Source organism: Funiculus sociatus GB2-C1, from assembly GCF_039962115.1.
In the GTDB taxonomy this organism is placed as follows: Bacteria; Cyanobacteriota; Cyanobacteriia; order Cyanobacteriales; family FACHB-T130; genus Funiculus; species Funiculus sociatus.
This window is the reverse complement of record NZ_JAMPKJ010000024.1, coordinates 43394-67515: the sequence shown is the minus strand read 5'-3', so window position 1 is coordinate 67515 and position 24122 is coordinate 43394. Positions and strand designations below refer to the sequence as shown.

General features: G+C 45.2%; 13 protein-coding genes and 1 pseudogene. All 14 read right to left on the bottom strand.

Going from position 1 to position 24122, the window contains the following annotated elements; all coding sequences use genetic code 11:
• Positions 1-86: 86 nt before the first annotated feature.
• Positions 87-272 carry a hypothetical protein gene (locus NDI42_RS13490; protein ID WP_242017650.1) on the bottom strand — a complete coding sequence of 62 codons (186 nt, stop codon included), beginning with the start codon at positions 270-272 and terminating at the stop codon, positions 87-89.
• Positions 273-302: 30 nt separating this feature from the next.
• Positions 303-452: a hypothetical protein gene (locus NDI42_RS13485; RefSeq protein WP_242017649.1), complete on the bottom strand. Its 150-nt coding sequence runs from the start codon at positions 450-452 to the stop codon at positions 303-305.
• Positions 442-681 carry a type II toxin-antitoxin system RelN family antitoxin gene (locus NDI42_RS13480; protein ID WP_190455537.1) on the bottom strand — a complete coding sequence of 80 codons (240 nt, stop codon included), beginning with the start codon at positions 679-681 and terminating at the stop codon, positions 442-444. Before NDI42_RS13480 ends, NDI42_RS13485 begins: the two co-directional genes overlap by 11 nt.
• Positions 682-712: 31 nt before the next feature.
• The gene (trpS, locus tag NDI42_RS13475) at positions 713-1720 is read right to left on the bottom strand and encodes a tryptophan--tRNA ligase (RefSeq protein ID WP_190455534.1); all 1008 of its coding nucleotides are present in this window, start codon (positions 1718-1720) and stop codon (positions 713-715) included.
• A 256-nt stretch (positions 1721-1976) separates the two neighbouring features.
• Complete coding sequence (locus NDI42_RS13470; RefSeq protein WP_190455531.1) at positions 1977-4709, bottom strand: autotransporter outer membrane beta-barrel domain-containing protein; 2733 nt, start codon at positions 4707-4709, stop codon at positions 1977-1979.
• Between the two features lie 246 nt (positions 4710-4955).
• The gene (locus NDI42_RS13465; protein ID WP_190455529.1) at positions 4956-8924 is read right to left on the bottom strand and encodes a DUF4347 domain-containing protein; all 3969 of its coding nucleotides are present in this window, start codon (positions 8922-8924) and stop codon (positions 4956-4958) included.
• A 496-nt stretch (positions 8925-9420) separates the two neighbouring features.
• Positions 9421-15882 carry a choice-of-anchor Y domain-containing protein gene (locus NDI42_RS13460; RefSeq protein ID WP_190455526.1) on the bottom strand — a complete coding sequence of 2154 codons (6462 nt, stop codon included), beginning with the start codon at positions 15880-15882 and terminating at the stop codon, positions 9421-9423.
• Between the two features lie 794 nt (positions 15883-16676).
• Complete coding sequence (locus NDI42_RS13455; protein WP_190455523.1) at positions 16677-18146, bottom strand: glycosyl hydrolase family 57; 1470 nt, start codon at positions 18144-18146, stop codon at positions 16677-16679.
• Positions 18147-18246: 100 nt separating this feature from the next.
• A pseudogene (gene dhaL, locus NDI42_RS13450) lies at positions 18247-18804 on the bottom strand (dihydroxyacetone kinase subunit DhaL); the annotation flags it as partial.
• 123 nt (positions 18805-18927) lie between these two features.
• Complete coding sequence (locus NDI42_RS13445; protein WP_190455520.1) at positions 18928-20097, bottom strand: AlbA family DNA-binding domain-containing protein; 1170 nt, start codon at positions 20095-20097, stop codon at positions 18928-18930.
• Positions 20098-20447: 350 nt separating this feature from the next.
• Positions 20448-21062, bottom strand: a complete 615-nt coding sequence (locus NDI42_RS13440; protein WP_190455518.1) for a Uma2 family endonuclease — start codon at positions 21060-21062, stop codon at positions 20448-20450.
• Between the two features lie 94 nt (positions 21063-21156).
• Positions 21157-21522, bottom strand: a complete 366-nt coding sequence (locus NDI42_RS13435; RefSeq protein WP_190420735.1) for a Lin0512 family protein — start codon at positions 21520-21522, stop codon at positions 21157-21159.
• A gap of 281 nt (positions 21523-21803) precedes the next feature.
• Complete coding sequence (locus NDI42_RS13430) at positions 21804-23351, bottom strand: GH3 family acyl-acid amido synthetase (protein WP_190455586.1); 1548 nt, start codon at positions 23349-23351, stop codon at positions 21804-21806.
• Between the two features lie 72 nt (positions 23352-23423).
• Positions 23424-24038: an acyl transferase gene (locus NDI42_RS13425; protein WP_190455514.1), complete on the bottom strand. Its 615-nt coding sequence runs from the start codon at positions 24036-24038 to the stop codon at positions 23424-23426.
• Between the last annotated feature and the right edge of the window lie 84 nt (positions 24039-24122).

Genomic DNA, 24122 nt, shown 5'->3' with positions numbered 1-24122 from the left:
GAAGGATAAAGAGAGTGTGAATTGTGCTGTAAGAATTGTAAAATTTCAGCTGTCCTTCATCCTTCAATCCAATCGCCTGGATTCTTTTAGTGATTACCACTACCTTCTTGAAACTGCGCGATCGCAGACTGGATATCGTCTGCTGAAACATCTGTCTGTTCCAGCTTAGAGTAGATGAGCAGCAGCAGAACGCTCGTGGGTGACTCAACCTGATAGATTAGCCGATAACCAGCACTTTTACCCTTTTGAATATCGCTGTTGCGGACTCGCACCTTGAAAACTGCAAAGCCTGTTCCGGCTATCTAGTCGCCCACAAAGTCCCCAGTTTGCAGTTGTTCGATGATAGGCTGAATATCATCTCGAATCAGGCGATACTTTTTGGAAAGGGCGCGTAGTCTGCGCCCAAATTCATCAGTAAACTTAACTTCAACTGAGGATGACTCACTCAGCATCAATGTCATCCCACAGTTGAGAAACTGGTTTAGTTTTACCTGCTTTTGCTTCCATAAGCGACTTGTTAAGGCTTTCTAAAACAGACTCCTTGGGTTCATCATCTTCCTCTGTATCTTCTAGGAACAAGACAATTATCCGGACGCGGCTATGCTTATCCACTACTAAGGGTGCGTCTAAGGAGAGTTGACCGTGTTCGTCAACATTTCCCATCACTTCTTGGGCTTTCATTTTCTCTACTACTGTTGCGAAACTGCTATCCTCACAATGGTAAGGAATAACCCATAGCAGATTTTACTTGGGAGAGGGTAGAGGATGCGATCGCTTCGGCTTTCTCTCTTCCATCCCGCAACACCGACTCCAGATAACCCTTGTCATCCATCACCGCGTGATACTTTTCCTGAATTGGTTTCAAGGCGTTAATCGTCGTTTCTGTAAGCAACGGCTTAAACTGTCCCCAACCCATCTCCTGACATTCCGCCGCCACTTCTTCCTTAGTTTTTCCAGAAAGCAAAGTGTAGAGAGTCAGCAGATTTCGTGCTTCCGGACGTTGGGAATCGTCAAACGTTAAACCGCGTACCGAGTCAGTCTTACAACGCTTAATCTTATTTTGAATTTGTTCTGGAGTATCCAGCAAATTAATCCGACTCATATCCGAAGGGTCAGACTTAGACATCTTGCGAGTTCCATCAGTCAAACTCATCACCCTCGCACCCTCAGCGCGAATTAACGGATTTGGCAACTTCAGCACTGGATTTTCCCGACAAAACAGATAATTAAACCGATTAGCAATATCCCGCGTCAATTCCAAATGCTGCTTCTGGTCTTCACCGACAGGCACCTTATCCGCCTGATATAGTAAAATATCCGCCGCCATCAACACTGGATAATCCAGCAACCCAGTATTGACATTTTCCCCCTGCTTTACCGCCTTTTCCTTGAACTGGATCATATCTTGCAGCCAGTTAAGCGGCGTAACGCAATTTAGCAGCCACATCAGCTCGCTGTGCGCTGAGACGTGAGATTGCACAAAAATAGTAGAGTGGTTTAGATCGAGACCACACGCCAGATACACAGCAGCGAGGTTGTAAGTATTAGCTGTCAGCGATGCTGGATCGTGCGGTGCTGTGATTGCGTGCAAGTCTGCTATAAAGAGAAAATTTTCATACTGGCTTTGACCTTCTACCCAGTTGCGAATTGCTCCCAGATAGTTACCTAAATGCAGATTTCCGGTTGGTTGAACTCCAGAGAGAACGCGCTGACTTGCCATAAACTTCAATTTAACTGTTTGCGAAAGTTAAAAAAACACATTTATTTAGTTTGACATTTTCTTGCGTCTTGTGACGATACTCTGGTAAAAACAGACAGACAAAATTTTTCGTGTGTATACGGTTTACAACCTATAGCATTCCTAAATGATTCGTGAAAGCAAGATACCCGACTTCTCTAAGAAGTCGGGTATCTGAAGGGCTGGATCACAATTTTGAGAATTTCTATATTTGGTAGGATTGATTTTACTTTATCTTTTACGGGAAACCACAGCTCCTAGCCGCTACATTAGTTCCTGACCAATTAGTGACATTACTTGTGGCAATGTTATTAGTGGATATTCCATCCTCTGCCTGTATCGTCCCCCCAAGACTATCATCTAACAAAAGATTGCCAATTGTATTTTGACGCGATCGCAAGCAAACAATATCATCAACTCCACTCGCTATCACTTCTAAATCGCCCAATGGACCGCCAGTTAAAGTGTTCAAGGCGACACTAGCAAAAGTATTACTAGAACCAAAACTGTTAATAGAAAGCGAGGTAAAAGAATTTTCGGAAATTTGATTCGATTCAATTGTTAGCCGGAGTTGGGATGTTTCACTCGTCGTTGTAAAAATCCCGTTTAATCCATTTCTAGCAATTTGCTGATTATTGGAAACATTAATGGTTGCTGCTGCTGTATCGTTTAATTGAATATTCACCCCATTATTTTGATTTTCTTGAATCGTATTGCTAGTAATGTTGAACGTTCCCGAAGTGCTGTCGGACAGTAATATAGCAATGCCGAACAAACCATTTTGAGAAATTTCTGGGTTGTTAGAAATATTGAAGGTTCCAGTTGCTTGATCGTTCAGTTGCAGAGTAATCCCGTCGTCAAGGTTCTCTTGAATACTGTTGTTGGTAATATTGAATGTCCCAGAGGATGTAGAGTCAAGTTGAATATTAATCCCCTTAAACTGATTTGTGGTTATCTGATTATCAGAAACATTAAACGTTCCAGAAGCATTATCGATAATTCTGATTTCGATTCCATCTGCGATGCCATTATTACTGCTATTGTTAGCGATCGCGTTCTTTTCTATGTTGAACGTCCCTGTAGCGCTATTGCTAAGTTCGACATTAACTCCGTCCCCGTCGTCAGCAGCAGCACCATTATTGGCAATACTGTTCTCTGTAAGCGACAGAGTGACTTGTCCTTGATTATTACGCAAAGAGAAGCCTTCCAAACCAGAATTGTTGATTGTGTTGTTAGCGATCGCTACCTGCCCAGCCACATTCTGAAGTAAAATACCCTCGCTTACAGAAGATGCGATCGCATTCTCTCGAATTGTCACATCGCTGATATTTGTCCCCGCAATACCAGCACCAGTAGTAGTAGCAATTTCAAATCCAGAAAGCGTAGTTCTATTACCTATCGTTACCGTTCCCGTCACCTGTGGACGCACACCAGCACCAGAGGACGGCAATTGTAAATTACCTAACTCTACCGTATTTATCCGCTGCACGGGGCCAGTAGAAAGCACCTGCACCCTATCAGGAATTTGGAAGGCGGGAATACTTGGATTTGTCCCTGGTTGCACATAAACAATATCCTCCGGCTGCGCCACAGCCAAAGCTGAAGCAACATCTCCAGTCGGACTTTCAAATGTACCGTTACCCGTTCCTATCCCCAAATTAACGTGTTGAAATCTCCAAGGTTGACCAGTATTCGGGTTAGTAACAAAAACAGTTTCTTGTCGTGTAAATGATTCAACTTCCTGTTGCTCATCCACTACAATATTTACATTTCGGGCGACAGATTCTCCCAAACGCACCAACACCGTATTTCCTTTACCTATATTTCTCGGACGAGTACCAGGGAAATTCGCCCCCACGCTTAGCACCAAATTAGTCCCAAAAGTAGCATCATTTGAAAGGGAAACTCCTAGCCGCAAATTATCAGTAGGACGGGCTTCTAAACGAGTGCTAAACCCCAAAATATCGGCACTACCGGGAGCATCATAATAATATAATCCAGCATAACCCCGCAGATCGCCCGTCTTACCTATCTGAGCAATTTTTGTACCAGCCTCAACATCAAATCCTGCCATCGCTGCTTCAAAGCGGCGGTTAATTTGTCCTTGCTGAGTCCGAGTCTGCGCTAAAAAATTCCCCTGAAATACAGGTTCTGATAAGGACAAATTATTATTAGAAATGGTTTCTTGTGTCTTTTGGCGGGTATCGCCAACTGGTATATAAGCATTAGCGCGAACATCCCAATCCCCTAAGCTTTCAACTCCTACACCTAGTTGGTTGAAGTGGCTATTTCCTGTGTCGCGGGTGTTGTAGGCGACATAACCGCCATAGACGCGGTTATCTTTAGGATTGTAAGTGCGATAACCTAAAAGCAAATTACTGCTGATGAGAGCATTTTCTGTTGATAATAGGACTCGTCCTTCTAGAAATGGCAGGTTATTAGTTTTACCTGAAGATAGAGGTAGAAAACCTTCTAAGCTAGTAAACGAACTAGAGTAGCCAACACCTGGGCCGCTGGTAAAGTTTACCCCCACACGCGGGAGAATTTTTACAGTTGATTCGGTTGGTGTTGCAGTCGTTTGTGCGGTTTTCTGGCTACTTATTGGAGAATTTTGTGCGGGTTCGGCGTTAACTTCCGGCGAGATTTTACCAAACTCGTTTAAGGTACGAGGCGGTAACTCTACATCTGCTATTTTTTTTGGATTTGTAATTGCAGGTGAAGTATTTTTTATTTCAAAAATTGTAGTATTAGTTTCGACTTCGAGTTTTTCGGCTTCTTCAGATGCCTCAGTTGCAGGTAAATCATTTTCTACAGTGATGGTGTCTGCTTTTACTTCTAATATTTCAGATGAAGACTGTTCAGATAAAGACTCTATAGTTTGTGCAGTGGCGGTGGTGGCGAGTATTCCCGAAACTAACCCCGAAACTAACAAAGTGGCGCACAAGTATGAAGTTGATTTTTTCGGAAGCATTCTTTTTTCTCCGACCTAAAGGATGTGGCGTTTTCAGCTAAATAATATTGCATTCATGGTAGCTGCTGGCTGCACCCTTACCCTTGTACACAGGGATTGGGGGAGTGAAGCTCCACTTTGTAGAGGCGGGGTTTCCGCGTCCTTGGATTGTGGCGTATAATATCGCCGACTTGATGGTATCAGTTCGCTGCACCCATTGACATAGGTGCAGCGATTTTACCTTCTAGGAATCCGGTTTTCCTACACTTAGATAGTTACGAAAGTGCTGGAAGCGTAGCTTTGGAAAGTAGCAGCATTAACATTATTCAAAGCGGCTAACAACTCACCATTGGAGTTATTAGTAATCACAGTTTGAGTGCTTCTTTGCGTAATTGACACCTGACCTAAACTTAAACCACCAGCTAAACCAATCAAATCTTCACCAACTCGGAAGTCAGTAATCATATCGCTACCTTCACCCTTAGCTAGGACAAAAGTATCGCGTCCAGCACCACCTGTAAGAATATCGTTACCAGTACCGCCAGTGAGTAAGTCGTTGCCAGCGTCGCCCCAAAGAAGGTCGTTTCCAGCTTCGCCGTACAGCATATCATTGCCATAACCACCGTAGATGCGATCGCTTCCCGTACCGCCCCAAATCAGATCGTCGCCACCAAAAGTTCCCGTTAGAGCAGTAGTATCGCCGATTAAGTTATCGTTGCCATCGCCGCCGTAGATGCGATCGCTACCCATACCACCACTCATGGTATCGTGACCGCCATAACCGTTAATCAGGTCGTTTTGAGCTGTTCCTACCAACGTTTCGGAAATGGCAACTAAACTATTGCCATTGATAACGTTGGTGGTGGCAACATCGTTGTCGATGTTGGTGACAGTGACATCAAGCGGATTCAGGTTGTTATATTTACTGTCAGCGCTAACAGCCGGGTTAGTAACGATCTTGTAAGCAAGATTACCATCAACCAGCGTATCGTCAACACCTTTAACGGTGACAGCTTGCGCCACATTCCAGTTATTCGCCGTGAAAGTGAGCGTATTTGTGGAAAGAGTGCCTTCGGTGGTGTCGGAACTGGCTAAACCTAGAGCCACGTTAGCAGTCGGTTTGCTATTTAGTTTGACGCTGAAGCTTGCCGTACCACCTGCTTCGCTAGTATTGCCGCTGATTGGGGTGATGGTGAAACCTGCGGTGTCGTTATCGGTGATATTTCCGACTCCTTGAGCATCCGCAATTGTGGCTTTGCTGGGATTAGACAGGTTGACAAAAAAGCTTTCATTTGCTTCATCCACCCTGTCACCATTGACAGCTACCCGGAAGGTTTTGCTAGTGACACCGGGATCAAAAGTTAAGATGCCGTTGGTGGCGGTGTAGTCGCTGCCAGCAGCAGCTGTGTTGTTAGCGGTAGCGTAGTTGACACTGACAACACTGCTGCTGGCGTTGGAAAGCGAAACTTTGAACTCAGCATAGCTGACACCTCTGTTGCCTTCAGTAAGGGTGACATCACTGATGGTAATCTTCGGTTCTGGGTTGACGGTAATGTTGAAAGTCTTTGCCGCTGAGGTATCGACGCCACCATTGGTGGTTCCGCCGTTATCTTTGGCGCGGACTTCGATGGTTGCAGTGGTGCTGGTGGTAAGGTTAGCAACTGGGGTGAATGTCAGGTTGCCCTGAGCATCGATGGTGGGTGCGTCTTTAAAAATATTTGCGTTGCCCACTACATTAACTATGTAGCTGTCAAGTGTTTGAGTAGATTCGTTGGCTGCACCCGGATTAAAATTAGTAGCCCATCCGGTAACGGTTTGCACTCCCGAATTTGCCATGACGACTTGAGAAGCGCCTGCATTGAAGGTAGGGGCATCGTTGACGGGAGTGACGTTAAGATTTGCCGTGGCGGTGGAAGTGCCGCCTTGGTTGTCGCTGATGGTGTAGGTGAAGCTGTCAGTGCCGTTGTAGTTGGCGCTGGGGGTGTAGGTGTAGGTGCCATCAGCATTCCTCACCACTGTGCCGTTGCTGGGCTGGGCAATTTCGGTGATGGTCAGGGCATTGCCCTCGGCATCGGTGTCGTTAGCTAGCAGTTGCGAGAGGATGAGTGGCGTGTCTTCGCTGGTGGTGAGGCTGTCGTTGACAGCGACGGGGGCGTCGTTGACGGGGGTGACGGTGATACTCGCTGTTTCTGAAGTGGTACTGAAGGCGGTTTCGCCACCACCAGCACCAGGGTTGACCCCGGTAGTGCCACTGGCGTGTCCGTCTGTGGCATCCCAAGCGCGGAAGGTGATTCCGTCTGCGACGCTGCCATTGTAGTTGAGATTGGGGACGAAGCGAATCCTGTCGTTAGCTGTATCCGTTAAAACTGTGGCAGAGGTAGCAGAGACGTTAAAATTAGCCCAGCTCGCACCACCAGTGGTGGAGTATTGCCAGGTCCCGTTAGTATTGTCTACACCGATGACGGCGATGCCTTCGACAGCACCCGTGTCAGCGTCGGTGATGGGGTTGCCGCCAGCACCACTGGCGATGAGGGCAGAAACAAGGGTGCCATTGTTGCTGGTTGGGTCTTCGAGGATTTCTGTTAGGGTGGGGTTGCCTGTGTTGTTGAGGACAGGGGCAGAGTTCAATGTATAAGTATTAAGTAGTATCGAAACGGTGTCATTTCTAGAGTTTGCCGTGGCGAGGTCGAGCCGACCGTCCCCGTTGAAGTCTCCTACGGCTACAGAAGAGGGATTACTTCCCACCCCAAAGTTAGTGGCAGCAGCAAAGCCTCCCGTAGCATTGCCTAAGAGTACCGAAACGTTGTTAGATACAAGGTTTGCCGTGACGAGGTCGAGCCTACCGTCCCCGTTAAAGTCTCCTACGGCTACAGAATAGGGACGTGTCCCTAGCTCAAAGTTAGTGGCAGCAGCAAAGCCTCCCGTAGCATTGCCTAATAGTACCGAAACGTTGTTAGAGAGATAATTTGCTGTGGCGAGGTCGAGCCGACCGTCCCCGTTGAAGTCTCCTACGGCTACAGAAGAGGGATTACTTCCCACCCCAAAGTTAGTGGCAGCAGCAAAGCCTCCCGTAGCATTGCCTAAGAGTACCGAAACGTTGCTAGAGCCATAGTTTGCTGTGGCGAGGTCGAGCCGACCGTCCCCGTTGAAGTCTCCTACGGCTACAGAAGAGGGACTATTTCCCACCCCAAAGTTAGTGGCAGCAGCAAAGCCTCCCGTAGCATTGCCTAAGAGTACCGAAACGTTGTTAGGGACTTGGTTTGCCGTGGCGAGGTCGAGCCTACCGTCCCCGTTGAAGTCTCCTACGGCTACAGAATTGGGACGTGTCCCTAGCTCAAAGTTAGTGGCAGCAGCAAAGCCTCCCGTAGCATTGCCTAAGAGTACCGAAACGTTGTTAGAGGCATAGTTTGGTGTGGCGAGGTCGAGCCGACCGTCCCCGTTGAAGTCTCCTACGGCTACAGACTCGGGACTACTTCCCACCCCAAAGTTAGTGGCAGCAGCAAAGCCTCCCGTAGCATTGCCTAAGAGTACCGAAACGTTGTTGGAGCTTTGGTTTGCCGTGGCGAGGTCGAGCCGACCGTCCCTGTTGAAGTCTCCTACGGCTACAGAAGAGGGACTATTTCCCACCCCAATGTCAGTCTTGGGTGCAAATGACAAAGGCAATACAGACTGGTACGCCTCCCTTCTCGGTGCATCAAAGGCAAGAGCTGACTCAATTTGCCCAGTTGCTACCTCTAAATCCCAGTCACCTCCCAGCGCCGTGCTCCCCGTCAAGTCATCAGAAGCAGCAACGTCAGCACCCGTCAACTGACTCAGCTGTTGCACGAAGGCTTCCCCAGTCTCTCCAGATGCTACGTCGCAACCATACAGAAGAATATCGGCGTCCGCTGTTAAAACACTCGCCCACTGCTGTAGAGAGTTGCTGTAAGCTTGTAGGTTATCCGCGTTAACCGCACTCGCTCCCAGTTGCAAATTGCCTTCAGCACCGTGGGAGACAATGTGAACGCTGGCGATATCGCTGCGATTTGCCAACACTTCGGTAATCTGTGCTACACCATCCCGCGTGGAGTCAAGGATAATTACCTCAGTTCCCGATGCGACACCCGCCGCCAGGCTTTCTTTATCCGCAACTGTGGCATCGATGAAAACAATCTGTTTATTGGCGGCGGTGGAAGTAACTTCAGTCATAGAATTGGTGGAGTCTTGATTGTTGGCGTTCTGGTTGAGGTCTTGCACCGTGAGGATTCCTTATAGTTAGTTACTAGAAGCCATCAAAAGTCGGGCGCGAATCGCAACACATCGCGCTGCCAAATAACTTGGTGGTATTGACAAAAAATTAATTATTTTGGTAATGCACCCGCCACCAGTGGGTTAGGAGTCTGACGCAGATGGCGTTATTTGGGTGGCAAGGTAAGTGAGGGCGGACATTAATGTAATCTTTTTTACCCGCTTATAACGGTGATTACGCTCAGGCAGTGCTGTCTGCGATCGCGTACAACTGTGAAGTCGGTAGTTTTTCAGTATCCATCCCTCTCAATATTGGTTTCTTTTCTTGACTATAATCTATCTTTAGGGGGATGATATACGCCAAATAGCGTAGTGATTAGAAACTTCGTCAAAGTTTTACAGTAGCTTTAAAATTTATACGCAAAGACTTAAAGCCCTCTCTTTTGAGGAGAAGGGCTAATGTTTTTCCCCTTGCCGGAATCGGGAAGGAGTTAGGGGTTAGATACTAAATCGTCACAAAAGTGCTGGCAGCATAGCTTTGGAGAGTAGCAGCATTAACATTATTCAAAGCTGCTAAAACCTCACCGTCGGATAGAGTAATCACAGTTTGGCTACTTCTTTGTGTAATCAACAACTGACCCAAACTCAAACCGCCAGCTAAACCAATGAAGTCACTACCAATTTGAAAGTCGCCGATGATGTCAGTGCCTTCGCCTCTGGCAAAGACAAAAGTATCGCGTCCAGTACCACCCGTAACCACATCATTGCCTAAGCCGCCTCTGAGAAGGTCATTGCCAGAATCGCCGAAAATTAGATCGTTTCCTGACTCGCCGTAGAGGAAATCATTGCCATCGTTGCCATAGATGCGATCGCTTCCTGTACCGCCATAAATAAAGTCATCGCCACCTGCAACCAAGTTATTGCTGATATCGCCAATTAGCGTGTCGTTGCCATCATCACCGTAAATTTGGTCGTTTCCTAGTCCAGCGGAAATGGTGTCATGTCCACCAAAACCATAGATGCGATCGCTTTGAGTGGTTCCCACCAATGTTTCAGAAACTGATGTGCCGTTAATCACGTTAAATTCTACGATGTCGTTGTCCGCGTTTCTAACAGCGACATTAACCGGATTAAGCCGATTGTATTTACTATCAGCGCTAACGGCTGGTTTAGTGAGTATCTTGTAAGCGATGTTACCATCAACAACTACATCATCCACACCCGTAACAGTTACAGTTTGGGCAATATTCCAGTTGTTCGGGGTGAAGGTGAGGCTAGAGGTGGAAATGCCTTCGGTGGTATCAGAACTGACTAAACCAAGGGTGACATTAGCTGTGGGTTGGCTATTGAGTTTCACTATGAAGCTGGCTTGGACACCCGCTTCGGTGGTTTGTAGCCGCCTCGCTGGGGTGATGGTGAAGCCAGCAATGTCATTGTCGATGTTGGTGACAGCGACATCGTTAGGGTTAAGGTTGTTGTATTTATTATCAGTGCTAACTACTGGAGCAGTGATGATACTGTAAGGAATATTGCCATCAGCGATCGCATCATCAACACCAGTGACGGTTACAGTCTGGGCGATATTCCAATTATTGGCACTGAAAGTGAGGCTAGATGCCGAGACTTTGCCTTCGCTTGTGTCAGAACTGGTTAAACCAATTGTGACATCAGCGGTGGGGGCGCTATTCAATTTTACGGTGAAGGTGGCTTTTCCTCCGGCTTCGGTAGTGTTACCGCTAATCGAGGAAATGGTGAAGCCAGCCGCGTCGTTGTCGATGATGGTGCCGATACCCTGGTTATCGGCAATTGTGGCATTGATTGGGTTGGACAGGTTGACAAAAAAGCTTTCATTTGCTTCAGTTGCCAATTCACCAATAACCGGAACGCTGATGGTTTGAGTGGTGACTCCAGGGTTGAAGGTTAAGGTGCCATTGGTAGTACTGTAGTCACTACTAGCGATCGCAGTATTATTGGCTGTGGCGTAGTTGATGCTGACAGGTAAGCTGCTGGGGTTGGAGAGGCTAACAGTGAAGATGGCATTAACAGTGCCGTCGTTGCCTTCAGTTACGCTGACATCATCAATGCTAATTTGCGGTTGATTATCATCATTAGTAATCGTACCAACTCCCGTGTTATCAGCAATGGTGGCATTAGTCGCACCACTGAGATTCACGTTAAAGGTTTCATTTGTCTCAAATTTATTATCACCGTTAATAGCAACAGTGATAGTTTTGGTTGTTTCTCCAGGGTTGAAGGTGATTGGTGTTGATGTAACGCCAGTGTAATCTCCGTCAATTGTGGTAGCTGTACCGTCAGATGTGGCGTAATTTACGGTGACAGTTTCGCTACTTGCATCAGAAAGGCTAATAGTAAAGGTAGCGTTAGTTGTGTCGTTATTTCCTTCGGTTCCGCTGACATCGTTGATGCTGATAGTAGGTTGATTGTCATCGTCTTCAACCGTTACCTGTGCTATAGCTGTAGTAATTTTAGAACTTGCTGGGGCATCCGTCAGGTTAGGATTACTGAGAGTGACAGAAATATTTTCATCAAGTTCAAATGTTGTGTCACCCAAGACATCCAATTCAATCGTCTTTGTCTCCTCACCAGCAGCAAAATTAATAGTGCCAGAAAGAGCAGCTCCTTCACCATTTACCAGAATATTGTTATAGTCAGTGCCAGAAGTAGCAGTCCCACCAATTGCATAATCAACGGTACTTGCTACGCCAATCCCGCCGCTGCGTGTGACAGTAAAGGTAACGGTTTGCTTATCAGCGTCACCTTCGTTTAGAGTTGGGGGAGCAGGGGAAGCAGTGATAATCGCGTATTGAATCGTGTCGTTGGATGCGATCGCTACCGTAGCATTATCATTATCAGTATCAATGGTGTAACCTGCACCTATCGCCAAGTTTAGCCGCAGCGTTTCCTCTAACTCTGGCAAATTACCATCAACAGCAGTAAGAGTAACATTGACAAAACTCTTCCCATCCGGAATCACCACCGACAAACCACCGCTACTCAGTGTATAGTCATTTCCGCTAGCACTGCTGCTACCATCAACAGCAAGATTTACTGTCAAATTGCCCGTTGTACCAGTTCGAGTAATCTGGTAAATGCCTGTATCGGTGCCTGATTCAGCAGCGGTAGCATCTATGGCATTAATACTGACAAGTGTGGTAACGGGTATTCCGGTGGAAAACTCGGAGGTGTTGTTGGAATTGGTTGCTGTTGCGGTAATAAAGTTACCCAACGCTACCGTCGTCGCCAAATTAGCCGTAAAGCTGCCATTACCACTGGCATCAGTCGTTACATTGGTAAAGCCAAGGAATGTTTTACCCTCTCCATTGCCAGACGCATCTAAGGCTGTGTTAGAGAAAAATTCTAGTCTGAATGTAGCGTTGGGGTTGCTGTTGAATGTTCCTGTAACCGTTGTGTTGACACCATTTAAAACCGCAGAAGTCAGCAACGGGAAATTTTGCAGATTGTTCGCCCCCGCGTCACCATCGCCAACATCGTTAGCGGTTACGCCGATACTGCCAAGATCAATTCCTAAGTTAGTGTTGGAGAAGATGGAGTTCCCCAGGATAGCATTGCCAATGCCGGAACTAACCAATACCCCTTCTTGACCATTAAAAGCGATCGCATTCCCAGTTCCTGCTGCCGTCCCGCCGATGATATTATCGTTAGCATCGGTAAGCCACACTCCCCGGAAAGTATTCCCTAAAGCGCTGCTACCATCGGCTTGGGTGCCAATGTAGTTGCCTTGTACTTGGTTCCCCGTAGCAGTGCTGCCTGTAATCCAGATACCGTTACTGTTATTACCAGAAATAACATTACCTGCGCCAGCGGCTGTCCCGCCGATAATGTTATTGGATACGTATTGAATTTCTACACCATTGAGAGTGTTACCTAAATCGGCAGTACCAGCAGCATTGGTGCCAATGTAGTTCCCTAATATCTGGTTTCCGGTGGAACTGGCTTGGCTAATGCTGACACCATTCTGATTATTGCCGGAGATGACGTTCCGTGCGTCGGTTGTCGTCCCGCCAATGATGTTGTTGGTTCCTTGGATGCTTATACCGTCAGCACTATTGCCCAAGTCAACATTACCAGTGACATCAGTCCCGATGTAGTTACCTTGGATTTGATTCCCGCTACCAGTGACGAACAGACCGACACTGTTACCGGAAATAATGTTGCGCGTCCCTGCCGTCGTTCCCCCGATGATATTGTTAGAGGAACCGTTGATAAACACCCCCCAGGCAGAGTTACCTGCGGCTGTATTACCCACCGCATTCGTCCCAATAAAGTTGCCTGCAATAACATTATTGCCACCGGCGCTTAACTCAATCCCATTCTGAAAACCATTAAAAATTAAGCCACGGACTGTACTATTGCCCGCAGTAATTTCCAGTCCAGTACCCGTCCCACTTCCACTTAATTGAATAATGGGAGTACCAGAAAATCCAGGCTGAGTAGTGCCGTCAATAATTACCGAATCGGTGATGGTAGGTAAAGCTGACAGGGGTGTAATTGTCTGTAAACCACTGCCAATTTGAAACCCGATGGTATCGGTGCCAATAAGGGCGTTCGCGTTGATAATTGCTTGTCGTAGCGAACCTTCGCCGCTGTCGTTGGCGTTAATGACTACCGTGTCATTTTGCTGGATGGTGACGGTTGCGGTATTTTGGGAAGATGCGATCGCATACGCCGCGTCAGCTACTAAATCTAACTTTAGTGTTTCAGCTGCCTCCGCTTGGATGTCGTCAACTGCGCTAAGAGTAATATTGAAAGACGCTTGTCCATCTAATAGAGTGACGGTGGCAATTCCATTCGAGATAGCGATCGCTTTGCCGTTACTATCTGTTAGGGTGTAGTCACCACTGGTGGCACTGTTATTACTGACGGCAAATTTTACAGTTAAATTGCCCGTTGTGTTGCCAGTACGAGTAATCTGGTAAGTTCCAGTATTTGCGCCCGCTTCTGCTGCATCAGCATCTATCGCCTGGATGCTAACTGTCGGTGTTCCAGGGTTGACGGTAATTTGAAAGGTTTGCGCTACTGAGGTATCGACACCACCGTTAGCAGTGCCGCCGTTATCCTTGACTTGGACTTGAACTGTCGCTGTAGTAGCTGTACCAATTGTTGCAGTAGGAGTATAAGTAAGATTGCCTGTCAGCGGGTCAATTGCTGGCGGAGTCGCAAAAATACCAGAGTTGCTAGTGACGTTAACTATGTAACTATCGACACTTTGAGTTGATTCCGTTGCGCCAGGATTGAAATTGCTTGCCCATCCAGCTACAGTTTGTAATCCAGAGCCAGCGATCGCATTTTGATTTCCCCCAGCCACGAACGTCGGCGCATCGTTGATTGGGTTAACTGTAATTGTGGCTGTCTCGCTAGCACTGCTAAATGGTGTCGTACCTCCATTTACTGAGGCGTTTACCTCAGTAGTACCGCTAACAATCCCATCCGTCCCATCCCAAGCGCGGAAGGTAATATTTGGCGTGGTGCCGTTGTAGTTGGCGTTGGGTACGAAGCGGATTCTTGGTTCTGCTACCTGAACTGCAACCCGTGTCAAGTCGAAACTAGCAGAGGCACTTGTGGTGTCGTCTCCTAAAAAGATAAAGTTAGGAGTTTCGTAAGGGTCTATAGATCCCACAAAGGCGGTGTAGTCCCGTAGCAAGCCACTCAGAATTTGCGTACCGTTAGCGTAAAGCGTGTAGTTGTTGCCTAGAACCGACAGGGAATAGTCCTTTAAAGTCGTGGTGCTGCCAAAATAGCGCTCGGCAGAATTGACAGTGTGGGTGAAAATTGAACCATTACCAGGCGTAACACCATCATCCTGCACCCAGATTTCATTATCCCAAAAGCCAATTTCTATACCTTTCTGACCGTCTGAGCTAATAGCGATGATGCTGAAACCAGCTCGATCTGCAATAGAATCTTGACTGGGGTTTTTTTGTGCGCTGGCAGGGCTATGATCCTCAGTGTTGATTTTGACACTGAAGTTGATGGTGTAGCCTTTGGTTCGGTCAAGGGTAAAGGACGATGTAGTGTAGCCAGTATATATGTTGCTATTGGCAAGGCTAGTGAGAGTAGTCGCACCACTACCCACAGTTTGAATGGCACCGCTAAGATTTGCAAACGTTAGCCTTTGACTGCTTGGTGCAGTACCTACTTGACTTGTATACAAGCTTGTCCAACCCAACACTGTTGCGTTGGTATCCGACACTGCACCAAACTTTGTCCAATTGCTACCGCCGTCAAGTGAGTATTGCCAGATGCCGTTGCTGTTATCTACCCCCGTTACGGCAATTCCTTGCGGGTCATTATTAACATCTGTGACTAAGCCACTAATTAGATCAAAGAGCTTAGTGCCGATGTTGTTAGGGTCGGGTATATCCTCATTAATAGCTGGCAGCGTCACAGAGCCAGAGTTATTCAGGACTGGTGTAGCATAGTAGCTGCCCAAACCGTTGAATGTATTAACAAGAAATCCTTGCCATTCAGCGGTGGGGTTAAAGGCATCATTGGGATTGGTATCTCCAGCCGTTACACTTCGATTTCGAGTCAGCGTATTGTCTTGCGTACTGGTAAGCCCAGTACCCCACTCTGTGCCTGGGTCTACGCCAATCTGACCAATTACGTCAATAATGGTTGTATTTTTACGCAGCACAATGGCATCGTCGCCGTTGTACCAATTAAATTGATTGGTATCCAGCTGGTCAGCTTGGGCAATGATAGCTGGATTAGTACCGTTATTGAGTGCAAAGACAAAGACATCGCTATTTGCTACGGTTCCAGTCAGGTTGAAAGTATGAATAGGTGTAGGGCTACCGTTGGAATAAATGTCTATGGCATAACCTGCTGCTTCGAGGTCAATTGCCGCCCCAGTGCCGTTGTAGATTTCGAGTGCTTTGTTGTTACTGCTACCCTCGACATACTCAGAAAAATATAGGTCTGCCATAATTTATACTTCTCAATAAATTCTCACTAAGTAACAAATCAACACTGGGACGCGATCGCATCCCTAAATTTTGTTTAACCTTGCCAAAATTTGCCCAATGTGCAACAAGCAAGTTAAATGACGAATTTCGGCAGCTTCAGTTCTATAATTCCCAAAAATTTCTATAAATCACGATTTTTAGGTTGATAAATGAATTTTTCTAGGGAAAGCCTACTTTGACAAGCTTTTAGGCTTTTTCGTCAATCTCCAACCCTGATACAAAATGAGTTTTCGGCGGTTGCAGCAAAGATGGCTCAAAAGCGCGATCGCATATCTTGAATTTTCTGCACCAGTGTCCTATTTATAAATATGCCAATCTTAATATAGATGAAAAATTTTGCTTATAAAAAAGTAAAAATTTTATATAAAATAAACACTACCTTCATACTCGCTTCATATAAGATTGCTATAGTCAGTGAAAAAACACCTGATAACGGGCAAGTGATAATACTTAAATAATGGTTGGAATGGTCATAGTATTTCACACTCAAAAAGTGGCTTTTGGAGTGCAAGAGCTAGTAAATGAGACGCAGTTCGGTGACTGCTGCATCCGGTGCTGATATTAAATAGGTTATTTCCGAAGCAAGAGACGCATTAACAGTAAAAGTATCTCAATTTATCAGGAGTTGGGAGTTGGGAGTTGGGAGTCCGCAGTTACAACTCAAGAATCAGTAGTTGAAACTAAACGGGATGCTCCCATGTTCTCCTTTCTTTTTTTGGCTCAATTCAAGACTGGTTCATTTTCATCCAAAAGCTTAAAAATTACTTTTCAGACTAGCTTCACCTCGACGATAAATTTCTCTAGCATAATCAGTCCAAACCCCTTGACCCCAATAACGAAAACAGCTTGTTTGCAATAAAAGATTATTCATCAAAGCTTCCCGATACCGATATTCCTGAGTAACACCTTCTTTCATCTCAACCTTTTCGTGAAACAAAGCACTAAGCTGATTCATCGGAGTCAAGACATTTTCGTATCCCTTCACCCAACTCAAGTTATTAGTCCAAGAAGCACCATCCATGTGAAAATTTGAGTTTGTTTGCTTCAATTCTTCAATCGCATTTGCTACAGCTTTCGGAGTGTAATTATCTGCTACTCGTTCCCAAATTTGGTGCTGACCAATTGGCTGACAAGTTGGATAATCATCAGGCGTACAACCAGCAGCCTCAATTAATTCTAAATATTCCGTCCCCGTCATCCCCACAGTACCCGTTCCGCTCATTTCATACCAAGCTTTCTTAAAGGCGCTGGGAAATTCATTCATCATCACGCCGCCATTTTCTCCATCTCCAATCTGAGTTACAATTGGCGGCACAGAAACCTTACCTAATTGCTGTCGGGATAGAGTTTTTGCCTCATAATAAGGCTGCATTTGTCCGACCAATTTCGTATCCGAACCTTGAGTTTTAATTAATGCCGTAATGCTCAAAGTTTCTCCTTTAGAATTACGAGCAACTAGACGGTGAGGCAAATGTTTGTATTGCAGAGAGTGACCTGTTAAACTCTCAACAGAATGCTCTTGAACCATCAGCCATTTGTATCCGCATTCTTTTAGCGCTTTCACAAATTCAAAGAAAGTATCTGGATGATTTGGCAAGTGCATTTCTGGTGGAGAAAATCCTTTCACCCGCGCCAGTGCATCCCAACCAAAAATCGCTGCGAAATAATGTTGCCAAGCTTGAATATGCAACTTGATATCTGGAATTGGCGTAGAAGGAACAACTGCATGACTCCACATTGTACCAATCCATTCTACATAAGGCTGGTAGGTTGGATCTATGGTAATGCGCTTCAGATTTTCTAAGACATCTCCGCGTCCCATTTGTCCCAGTCCCCAGAGAAGATTTCCGGAGTAATCTAGCATGACGCGAGGATTGCAACCATTGGCGACAAGTTCAGGAATAAATTCTCCCATGCGACTATAACAATAGGCGAATGGCTCTGCATTATGGTTGTCTCCCTCTTGGGGATGCTCAAGCATATATTGCAGGTTGCTCTGGAATTCGCCATTGGAGCCTGCGGGGATGGTAGGCTGGTGCATATGGAGCGCGATCGCAAACCCTGCCGAAATATCTTCTAAACGCAGATTCGTAGTTGGTAAAAATACAGGTTCATTGCGGTTTACTACCAAATTAACCTCTTTTTCCCACCCAGAAATATTCGGCAATCCATCAATGATTTCTGGCAAAACGGGAAGCGATACTTTAGGCGATGAAGAAAGCATTTTTTTAGCAGAATTTTAATAATCCTGCAATGATTAGGTTTAGAATAAATCCGAGTAGAGAATATTTCTAATTCTACTCAGAACGCAATATATTGCGTCTCTACATTTCCAAAGTTTTCAGCAGCGTTTTGAGAATAAGATAGGTAGAGGTGGCACCGGGATCGAGATGATTGATACTGCGATCGCCTAAATAACTCGCCCTCCCTTTCTTCGCTACTAAGGGGATAGTGTTTTTCATTCCCTCTACGGCTACGGCTACAGCTTGTTGTCATGCTTCTAGTGTACTCGCACAACCAGCCACAGCTTGCTTAAAAGCATTAGATGCGGGTCAGAGGGCATCAAGCATCGTTTTATCCCCCATCGGCTTACCTCGTTGCAGAACGCCATCTACAAACGCTTGGAAAAGCGTCACCATATCCTCATCGGTCAGTTCCAATTTGTTAGCTAACGTCGTGCTAGCCCGTAGAAACATAGTCCCATACAACGGGACACTAGCACCACCAACACTGGAAATCAAATTTATGCTGACTGTTTTGAAGATACTACCAATATCCTGAGCAGCAACGCTGGGTAAATGACTCAGCACCTTTTGAAAACCCCGGTTCATATTGATGCCACGATCCGCATCTGCAATGGCAGAATCAAGTTCAGTTAGATAGCTGATGGGGTGACAAACCCGTCAAAACATACTTAAAATCAAGAACATAGCTCTCAAATCGCTATGAAAAAATGGCAGCTTGTTGCGTCTTATTACTGAGGGGCGCGTGTCACCCCCTCAGGCTCAAAGCAAGTTTCCATCATCGTTATAATTGAGTGACCGAGGGAATCCAGCCGCGTTCCAGACAGCATCAAAAATAGGTTTCATGATTTGAGCTGAATTGAAATTGAAGTCTTCAACTACAACTTCGGGAACCAAAAGGAAATCTCGGTCAATGGGACTACCAAATGACCGACCAAATCCTGAATTAACCCCCATGATGTAATCCTTCACTCCTAAGAAGCTCAGCATGATGAAAAGGGGCGGTTCAACACCAAGATTTTGCTGAAGGGGTAAGAACCTCGAAATTGCCTTAAGAATCTCTTGTTCGTACTCCTTAAAAATAATCCCTCTGCCTTCGTAGACAGTAACTGTTGCAGTATCAACAGCTTCGATAATTCCGTTCCTAAAAGTCTGTAGATAAGAATAAGCAAAAGTTGCATCAGAGGTGCTAAATGTTAGGTGTCCATCGAAGTTATGCCTTTGCTGCCAACCATTACTGGTTAATGGCTCAAAAAGTTCAAAGTATTTATTGTAAAGAGAAGCGACATCAAAGCTGGATGCCGGATCAAACGCACCAATGGGGATAATGTGCAGTACCAACTTAGCTCCTGCATTCATAAGAACCGGGGTTTCTTGCGCCACAATATTGCTAAGACGCTCTTGGCGGAAGTGTCGGATGCGATCGGTAAGGCTTTGCGATAGAGTAAAAGCTGTCCTTAATTCCCCCACATCGAGCTGATACTTACCTGCTGAGTTACGGGAATAGAATCTTGATGCATTTTTAAATTTCACCATATGAGGTAGCGAGAAACTTCTGGGTATGTGGAAGACAATAACTATTCGCGTGTTATGCAAACGAATAGCCTTAACCCTCAATCCTGGTATTCGTGGTGCTATGCCGTCCTGGATGCTGCTCTCAAGTCTCAAGATTACTGCGTCTACATCGGTAATATCTAGACCACAAATCTCTGTAGGGATACCCGCATCTTCTTTAATACCGTAAATTAAATAACCCCCGGATGCATTAGCAAACGATGAAACATCGTAGAGAAACTCTTTCTTATCAGGGTCACTACTACCAGGTAATTCTTGCTTATATTCCAGCGTCTTCCCCTCAGCGATCTGGTTGACTAATAGCTCCTGAAGGTCGGCTTCGTCGATAGATTCTAATGGTTTATTACTGAGTGACATACTAAAAATGCCGCTTAAGGCAACAACTTACAAACAACCTGAGCTTTATCACGGTCTAATGGCGTTTTTGTACTTTAAGGCTAACACTTAAATCAGAAAAGCTCTAACCAAGAATCTTAGACCCGATAGAGCGATTTTCTAACCTTCGACATCTAACAACATTCAGAATGCTGAAATTGCCTCCTGACTTATTCAGGTTGTACCTATATACATTTTTGCAGTTCTTTGAGATGCTACATTCTGCTGTAACACAACAGATACGATCGCTTCCTCCTCTCCATCATCCTTTACTCACTTTCCAAATCAAGCGTGATCGCAACTTCTCTGCTCATCCTGAAATCTTTACTTTGTTATAGCTGTCGTAGTTGAGAAGCTGCCACCACTTGGTCAACAGTTAGCTCTAGTTCTGGAAAAGTGGGGCAAATGATGCGATTATTACCCGTAAACCGTTGGACTTGATATTCACCCCCGACTAACTGGTAAGCGGAAACAGTGGGGACTTTTGGATTACCGAGATAAGTTCTTGAAGCGATCGCTAAATAATCTACAATCCAATATTCGGGAATACCGAGTCTTTGGTATTCGTCTACTTTATCAATATAATCGTCGTCCCAGTTAGTTGAAGTAACTTCCGAAGCGAGCTGAATTGGTTCAGTAAGCGCACCGTAGGTTAGTACATTTGAGTTCCACTGTGATGCACTAACTACGCTTACATCTGGTCTTATACCTTGTTCTTCCCCATCTGCTGTTACAGTTCTGATGACTACATTGTCAACAATGTAATCACGTCCCAAGCGCCTAATTTCATCATTGAAAGCAAACACTAAAAACCTGGACACATTCTTATGCGCTCTAGTTGGCTCCACTTTGACAATTTTGCTATTTACAAGCTCGTAGATGCCATCTTCAGGACACTGTTGGAGGAATTCATCAAAGGTCAGCTTTTTGCTTGTGGCTTGAGTCATAGGACAAGAACATGCTTAAAAGAGCATACAACAACCATCGTGACACAGGCTTTCCAAATTAATAGTAGCGATCGCTCCCACTTCATCGACTCAACTACTCGGTTTCAATCAGAACTGTAACAGCCGCAACAGCGATGAGCATTTCGTCATTTTTATCATTAAGAGAGGGAATTGCTCTACCTTGAACGACCATTCCGCCGGACTCGACAGTGAGAGTTTTGCGACCGAAAGGTAACACGGCTAAAACCTCTGCTTCCCGCACTTGCTCCGGGTAAGGTACTGCAACTTGTACTTCAACTATCATTTGATCGGGATCGCTTAACCCTGCAACTTCCCAGACACCAGGCAAAGCATTATGCGCGATCGCATTTCTTACAGCCCTTGCTGCGGCGACAGTCGGTTCCTGTCCGTGCTGATCTATCCCCATACCCATCTCGATAATCAAGCGTTTACGAGCCACAGCTACCCCTCTGACGACACTTTATTTTCTGACTTTTTTAGCGGAATCTAACTGTAAAACAGCGGATGCGCGGCTTGTCCTACTCGCGCCTCATCCTTGACGCATTCACAGACGAGGCTAATCAGTCTCAAATAGAACTGTAACAGCAACGAGCGTTTCGTTATTAAATAAGTTTACCAGCCTACTGTAAATTACAACTCGCTCTTAGAGTACAAAAATTTAATACAGTTTTTGATATTTGTTGGGTTTCGCTCTCTCACGGTTTCTACCTAGAAATATTCTTAAACAACGGTATATGAAAGCTTTTCTAACTCGACTAGAAGCTTTTCTTCAATTGGGTTGGTGACAAGAAGCTGGTGTTTCAAGTCTCCCCACTTGCTGCCAGACTGGGTTTTGTACATAGTTAAAGTTTCAGGTATTTGTCTTGACACAAGCACTCGCACCGGAGAAAGTTGACCTAGAAGCCGAGCTTTTTTATAGTGGTGCGATCGCATCAAAGCATCATCTAGTTGTCGCGCGATCGCATCAGCAGGTTGCTTGGCTGTGTCGAGTAAAAGAATATAATGTTCCTGTGGGGAAGTTGCAGGAACTAAGCTTTTAAAAAACGTTCCTTCTAGCGGCAAACTCTCGATAATTTCGCGCACGAATTCAGAATGAAGTTTCTCGCCAACTAAATCGCTTATCTCCTCACTTCTGCCGAGAAATTCCAGGCAAGGTGTATTTTTGTAAAAATGGGTAACGCGGACGCGATCGCCTATTCGATAACGATACAGACCCCCCTTTTGTGAAATAATAATCTTATAGACGTTCCCCATCTCAAGTTCGTGCAGGCTGTGGATATTCCCGTTTTCATCCGCAAACTCAAAAAACACCTCATCGAGTAGCGGAACGCATCCCTGCGCCGCAATTAGGGGAATTGTTATTGGCGCTTCAGTTGCTAGTAACCCTTTTCCTTGGATTGTGACACCAGGAAATAGCGATCGCAAAAATCCTGCACCATCCGCAGCATTACCACTATCCCAGCAGGATATCAGCTTGAGTTCTCGCCAAAGCTTTGTCCAGGGTATTTCTGGTTTTAAAAGTAACTTTTGACGTTCTACTGATAGCTTATTCCCAAGTTCAGAAACAAGCCGTTTCTGATGTTCTTGGATATAGTCTAGGTGAACTTTTAGAAAAGTTGGACTCCAAATTGAGATAATTTCTAGGTTCTCCTCAAGTAGCAAAGTTTGAGAAAGTTTATTTTTGAAATCTTCTGGATTGCGGAGGCTATTTATTCCGGGAGGCGAAACTAAAAAAGGACTCAAAAACTGTCTCAACCATCCATCTAAATATTCCGAGTCATCCTTCAATCCAACTTTTACTCCTGACTCTGCGGTAGCATCATTCCCAAGCTGAGGGGAAATACAAAAGTATATCTTGCCAGTGGAAAATTTTGGCCCATGCTGAATTAGGTCATGCGCCCAAACACAGAACATATGATTAAATGAAGAGCGCAGAGATTGTGTGTAAGGAATCCATTTAGCTGCGCCGCTACTTCCGGAAGTTTTTTCGTAAAAAAGTATGGGGTCAGGTGTAAGAATTGGAGCTTTAGTTTTTTTCTGTTTCTCAACCCATTCGTGAATATCTTGATATTCAACAATTGGAATGTGGTGCCAATCAGCAGCAATAGAGTTGATACCTAAAGATTTGCCATATTCGCTCTTGGCAAGACGGTATACAATCTCTTGTTGAACAGATTGCTGCATCTTTTGAGGATTATCTAGTGCATGAAAAAAATTTTGAGCAGCAGGAGCGAGAAGGTTTCCGAAGAGGTTGATAATATGGTGCATCATAATGAGGAATAAACCGTAAATAACAGGTTAAAAGTAGGTTTCGGTAGCTACACAACTTTTTGATAAATCCTAATCTTTGGAAAATTTTTTGTTCGGATATAAATGAGTAGCAACTGGAACATAGGTTTCGTCTTCAACTGCAACTCCGGGCCCAACATGATTCCAAGCTCCTAAAAATACGTTGGTGCCGATTTTAACTTTTTTTACATACAGCATTAAGTCATTTTTTCTAGGTTTTATGATGTGCGAATAAATTCCAACTCCGTGTCCGAAAATTACGCGATCGCCTATTTCAACTAATCCGCGATCTGCGATTTCTAGTTGTGGTGTCCAGTAAACACTTTTACCGACTTTTGCACCCCAGAGGCGAAGCCAAATGGAAAATGCACCAGGAATTAAGCGAAGTAATGTTTCTAGTGCAGGAAAGGCGATGTATATAACTTGGATTTGGTGACTTCCCCACCAAGGTGAATACTCTTTTGTGCCTAGATAGCTAATACCTTCTTTGATTGGGTAAAAAAGCTCATGAATCCGATATACCAAAAGTGGAAATCCGTACAGAGAAAAAAGCAAAGTTAAGATGCTAAAGATTCCTGGTGAGAAACAAACCCAGAGGAAAGACGAAACAGCTAGCAAGATGATTATGGCGGGGAAAAATGAAAGTATTACACTGAGAAAAGTCATTTAATTTGGGATTTTTAGAGTGACGCACTATCCTTATCAGGTGAGTTATGGCTTAACGCTTAACGCAACCTACTTTTTTATATT

Bases quoted from the DNA above. Each gene is read 5' to 3' on its own strand.
- NDI42_RS13430 (WP_190455586.1), bottom strand. From the start codon at position 23,351: ATGCACCATATTATCAACCTCTTCGGAAACCTTCTCGCTCCTGCTGCT.
- trpS (WP_190455534.1), bottom strand. From the start codon at position 1,720: ATGGCAAGTCAGCGCGTTCTCTCTGGAGTTCAACCAACCGGAAATCTG.
- NDI42_RS13485 (WP_242017649.1), bottom strand. From the start codon at position 452: ATGCTGAGTGAGTCATCCTCAGTTGAAGTTAAGTTTACTGATGAATTT.
- NDI42_RS13470 (WP_190455531.1), bottom strand. From the start codon at position 4,709: ATGCTTCCGAAAAAATCAACTTCATACTTGTGCGCCACTTTGTTAGTT.
- NDI42_RS13460 (WP_190455526.1), bottom strand. From the start codon at position 15,882: ATGGCAGACCTATATTTTTCTGAGTATGTCGAGGGTAGCAGTAACAAC.
- NDI42_RS13425 (WP_190455514.1), bottom strand. From the start codon at position 24,038: ATGACTTTTCTCAGTGTAATACTTTCATTTTTCCCCGCCATAATCATC.
- NDI42_RS13455 (WP_190455523.1), bottom strand. From the start codon at position 18,146: ATGCTTTCTTCATCGCCTAAAGTATCGCTTCCCGTTTTGCCAGAAATC.
- NDI42_RS13440 (WP_190455518.1), bottom strand. From the start codon at position 21,062: ATGACTCAAGCCACAAGCAAAAAGCTGACCTTTGATGAATTCCTCCAA.
- NDI42_RS13445 (WP_190455520.1), bottom strand. From the start codon at position 20,097: ATGTCACTCAGTAATAAACCATTAGAATCTATCGACGAAGCCGACCTT.
- NDI42_RS13480 (WP_190455537.1), bottom strand. From the start codon at position 681: ATGAAAGCCCAAGAAGTGATGGGAAATGTTGACGAACACGGTCAACTC.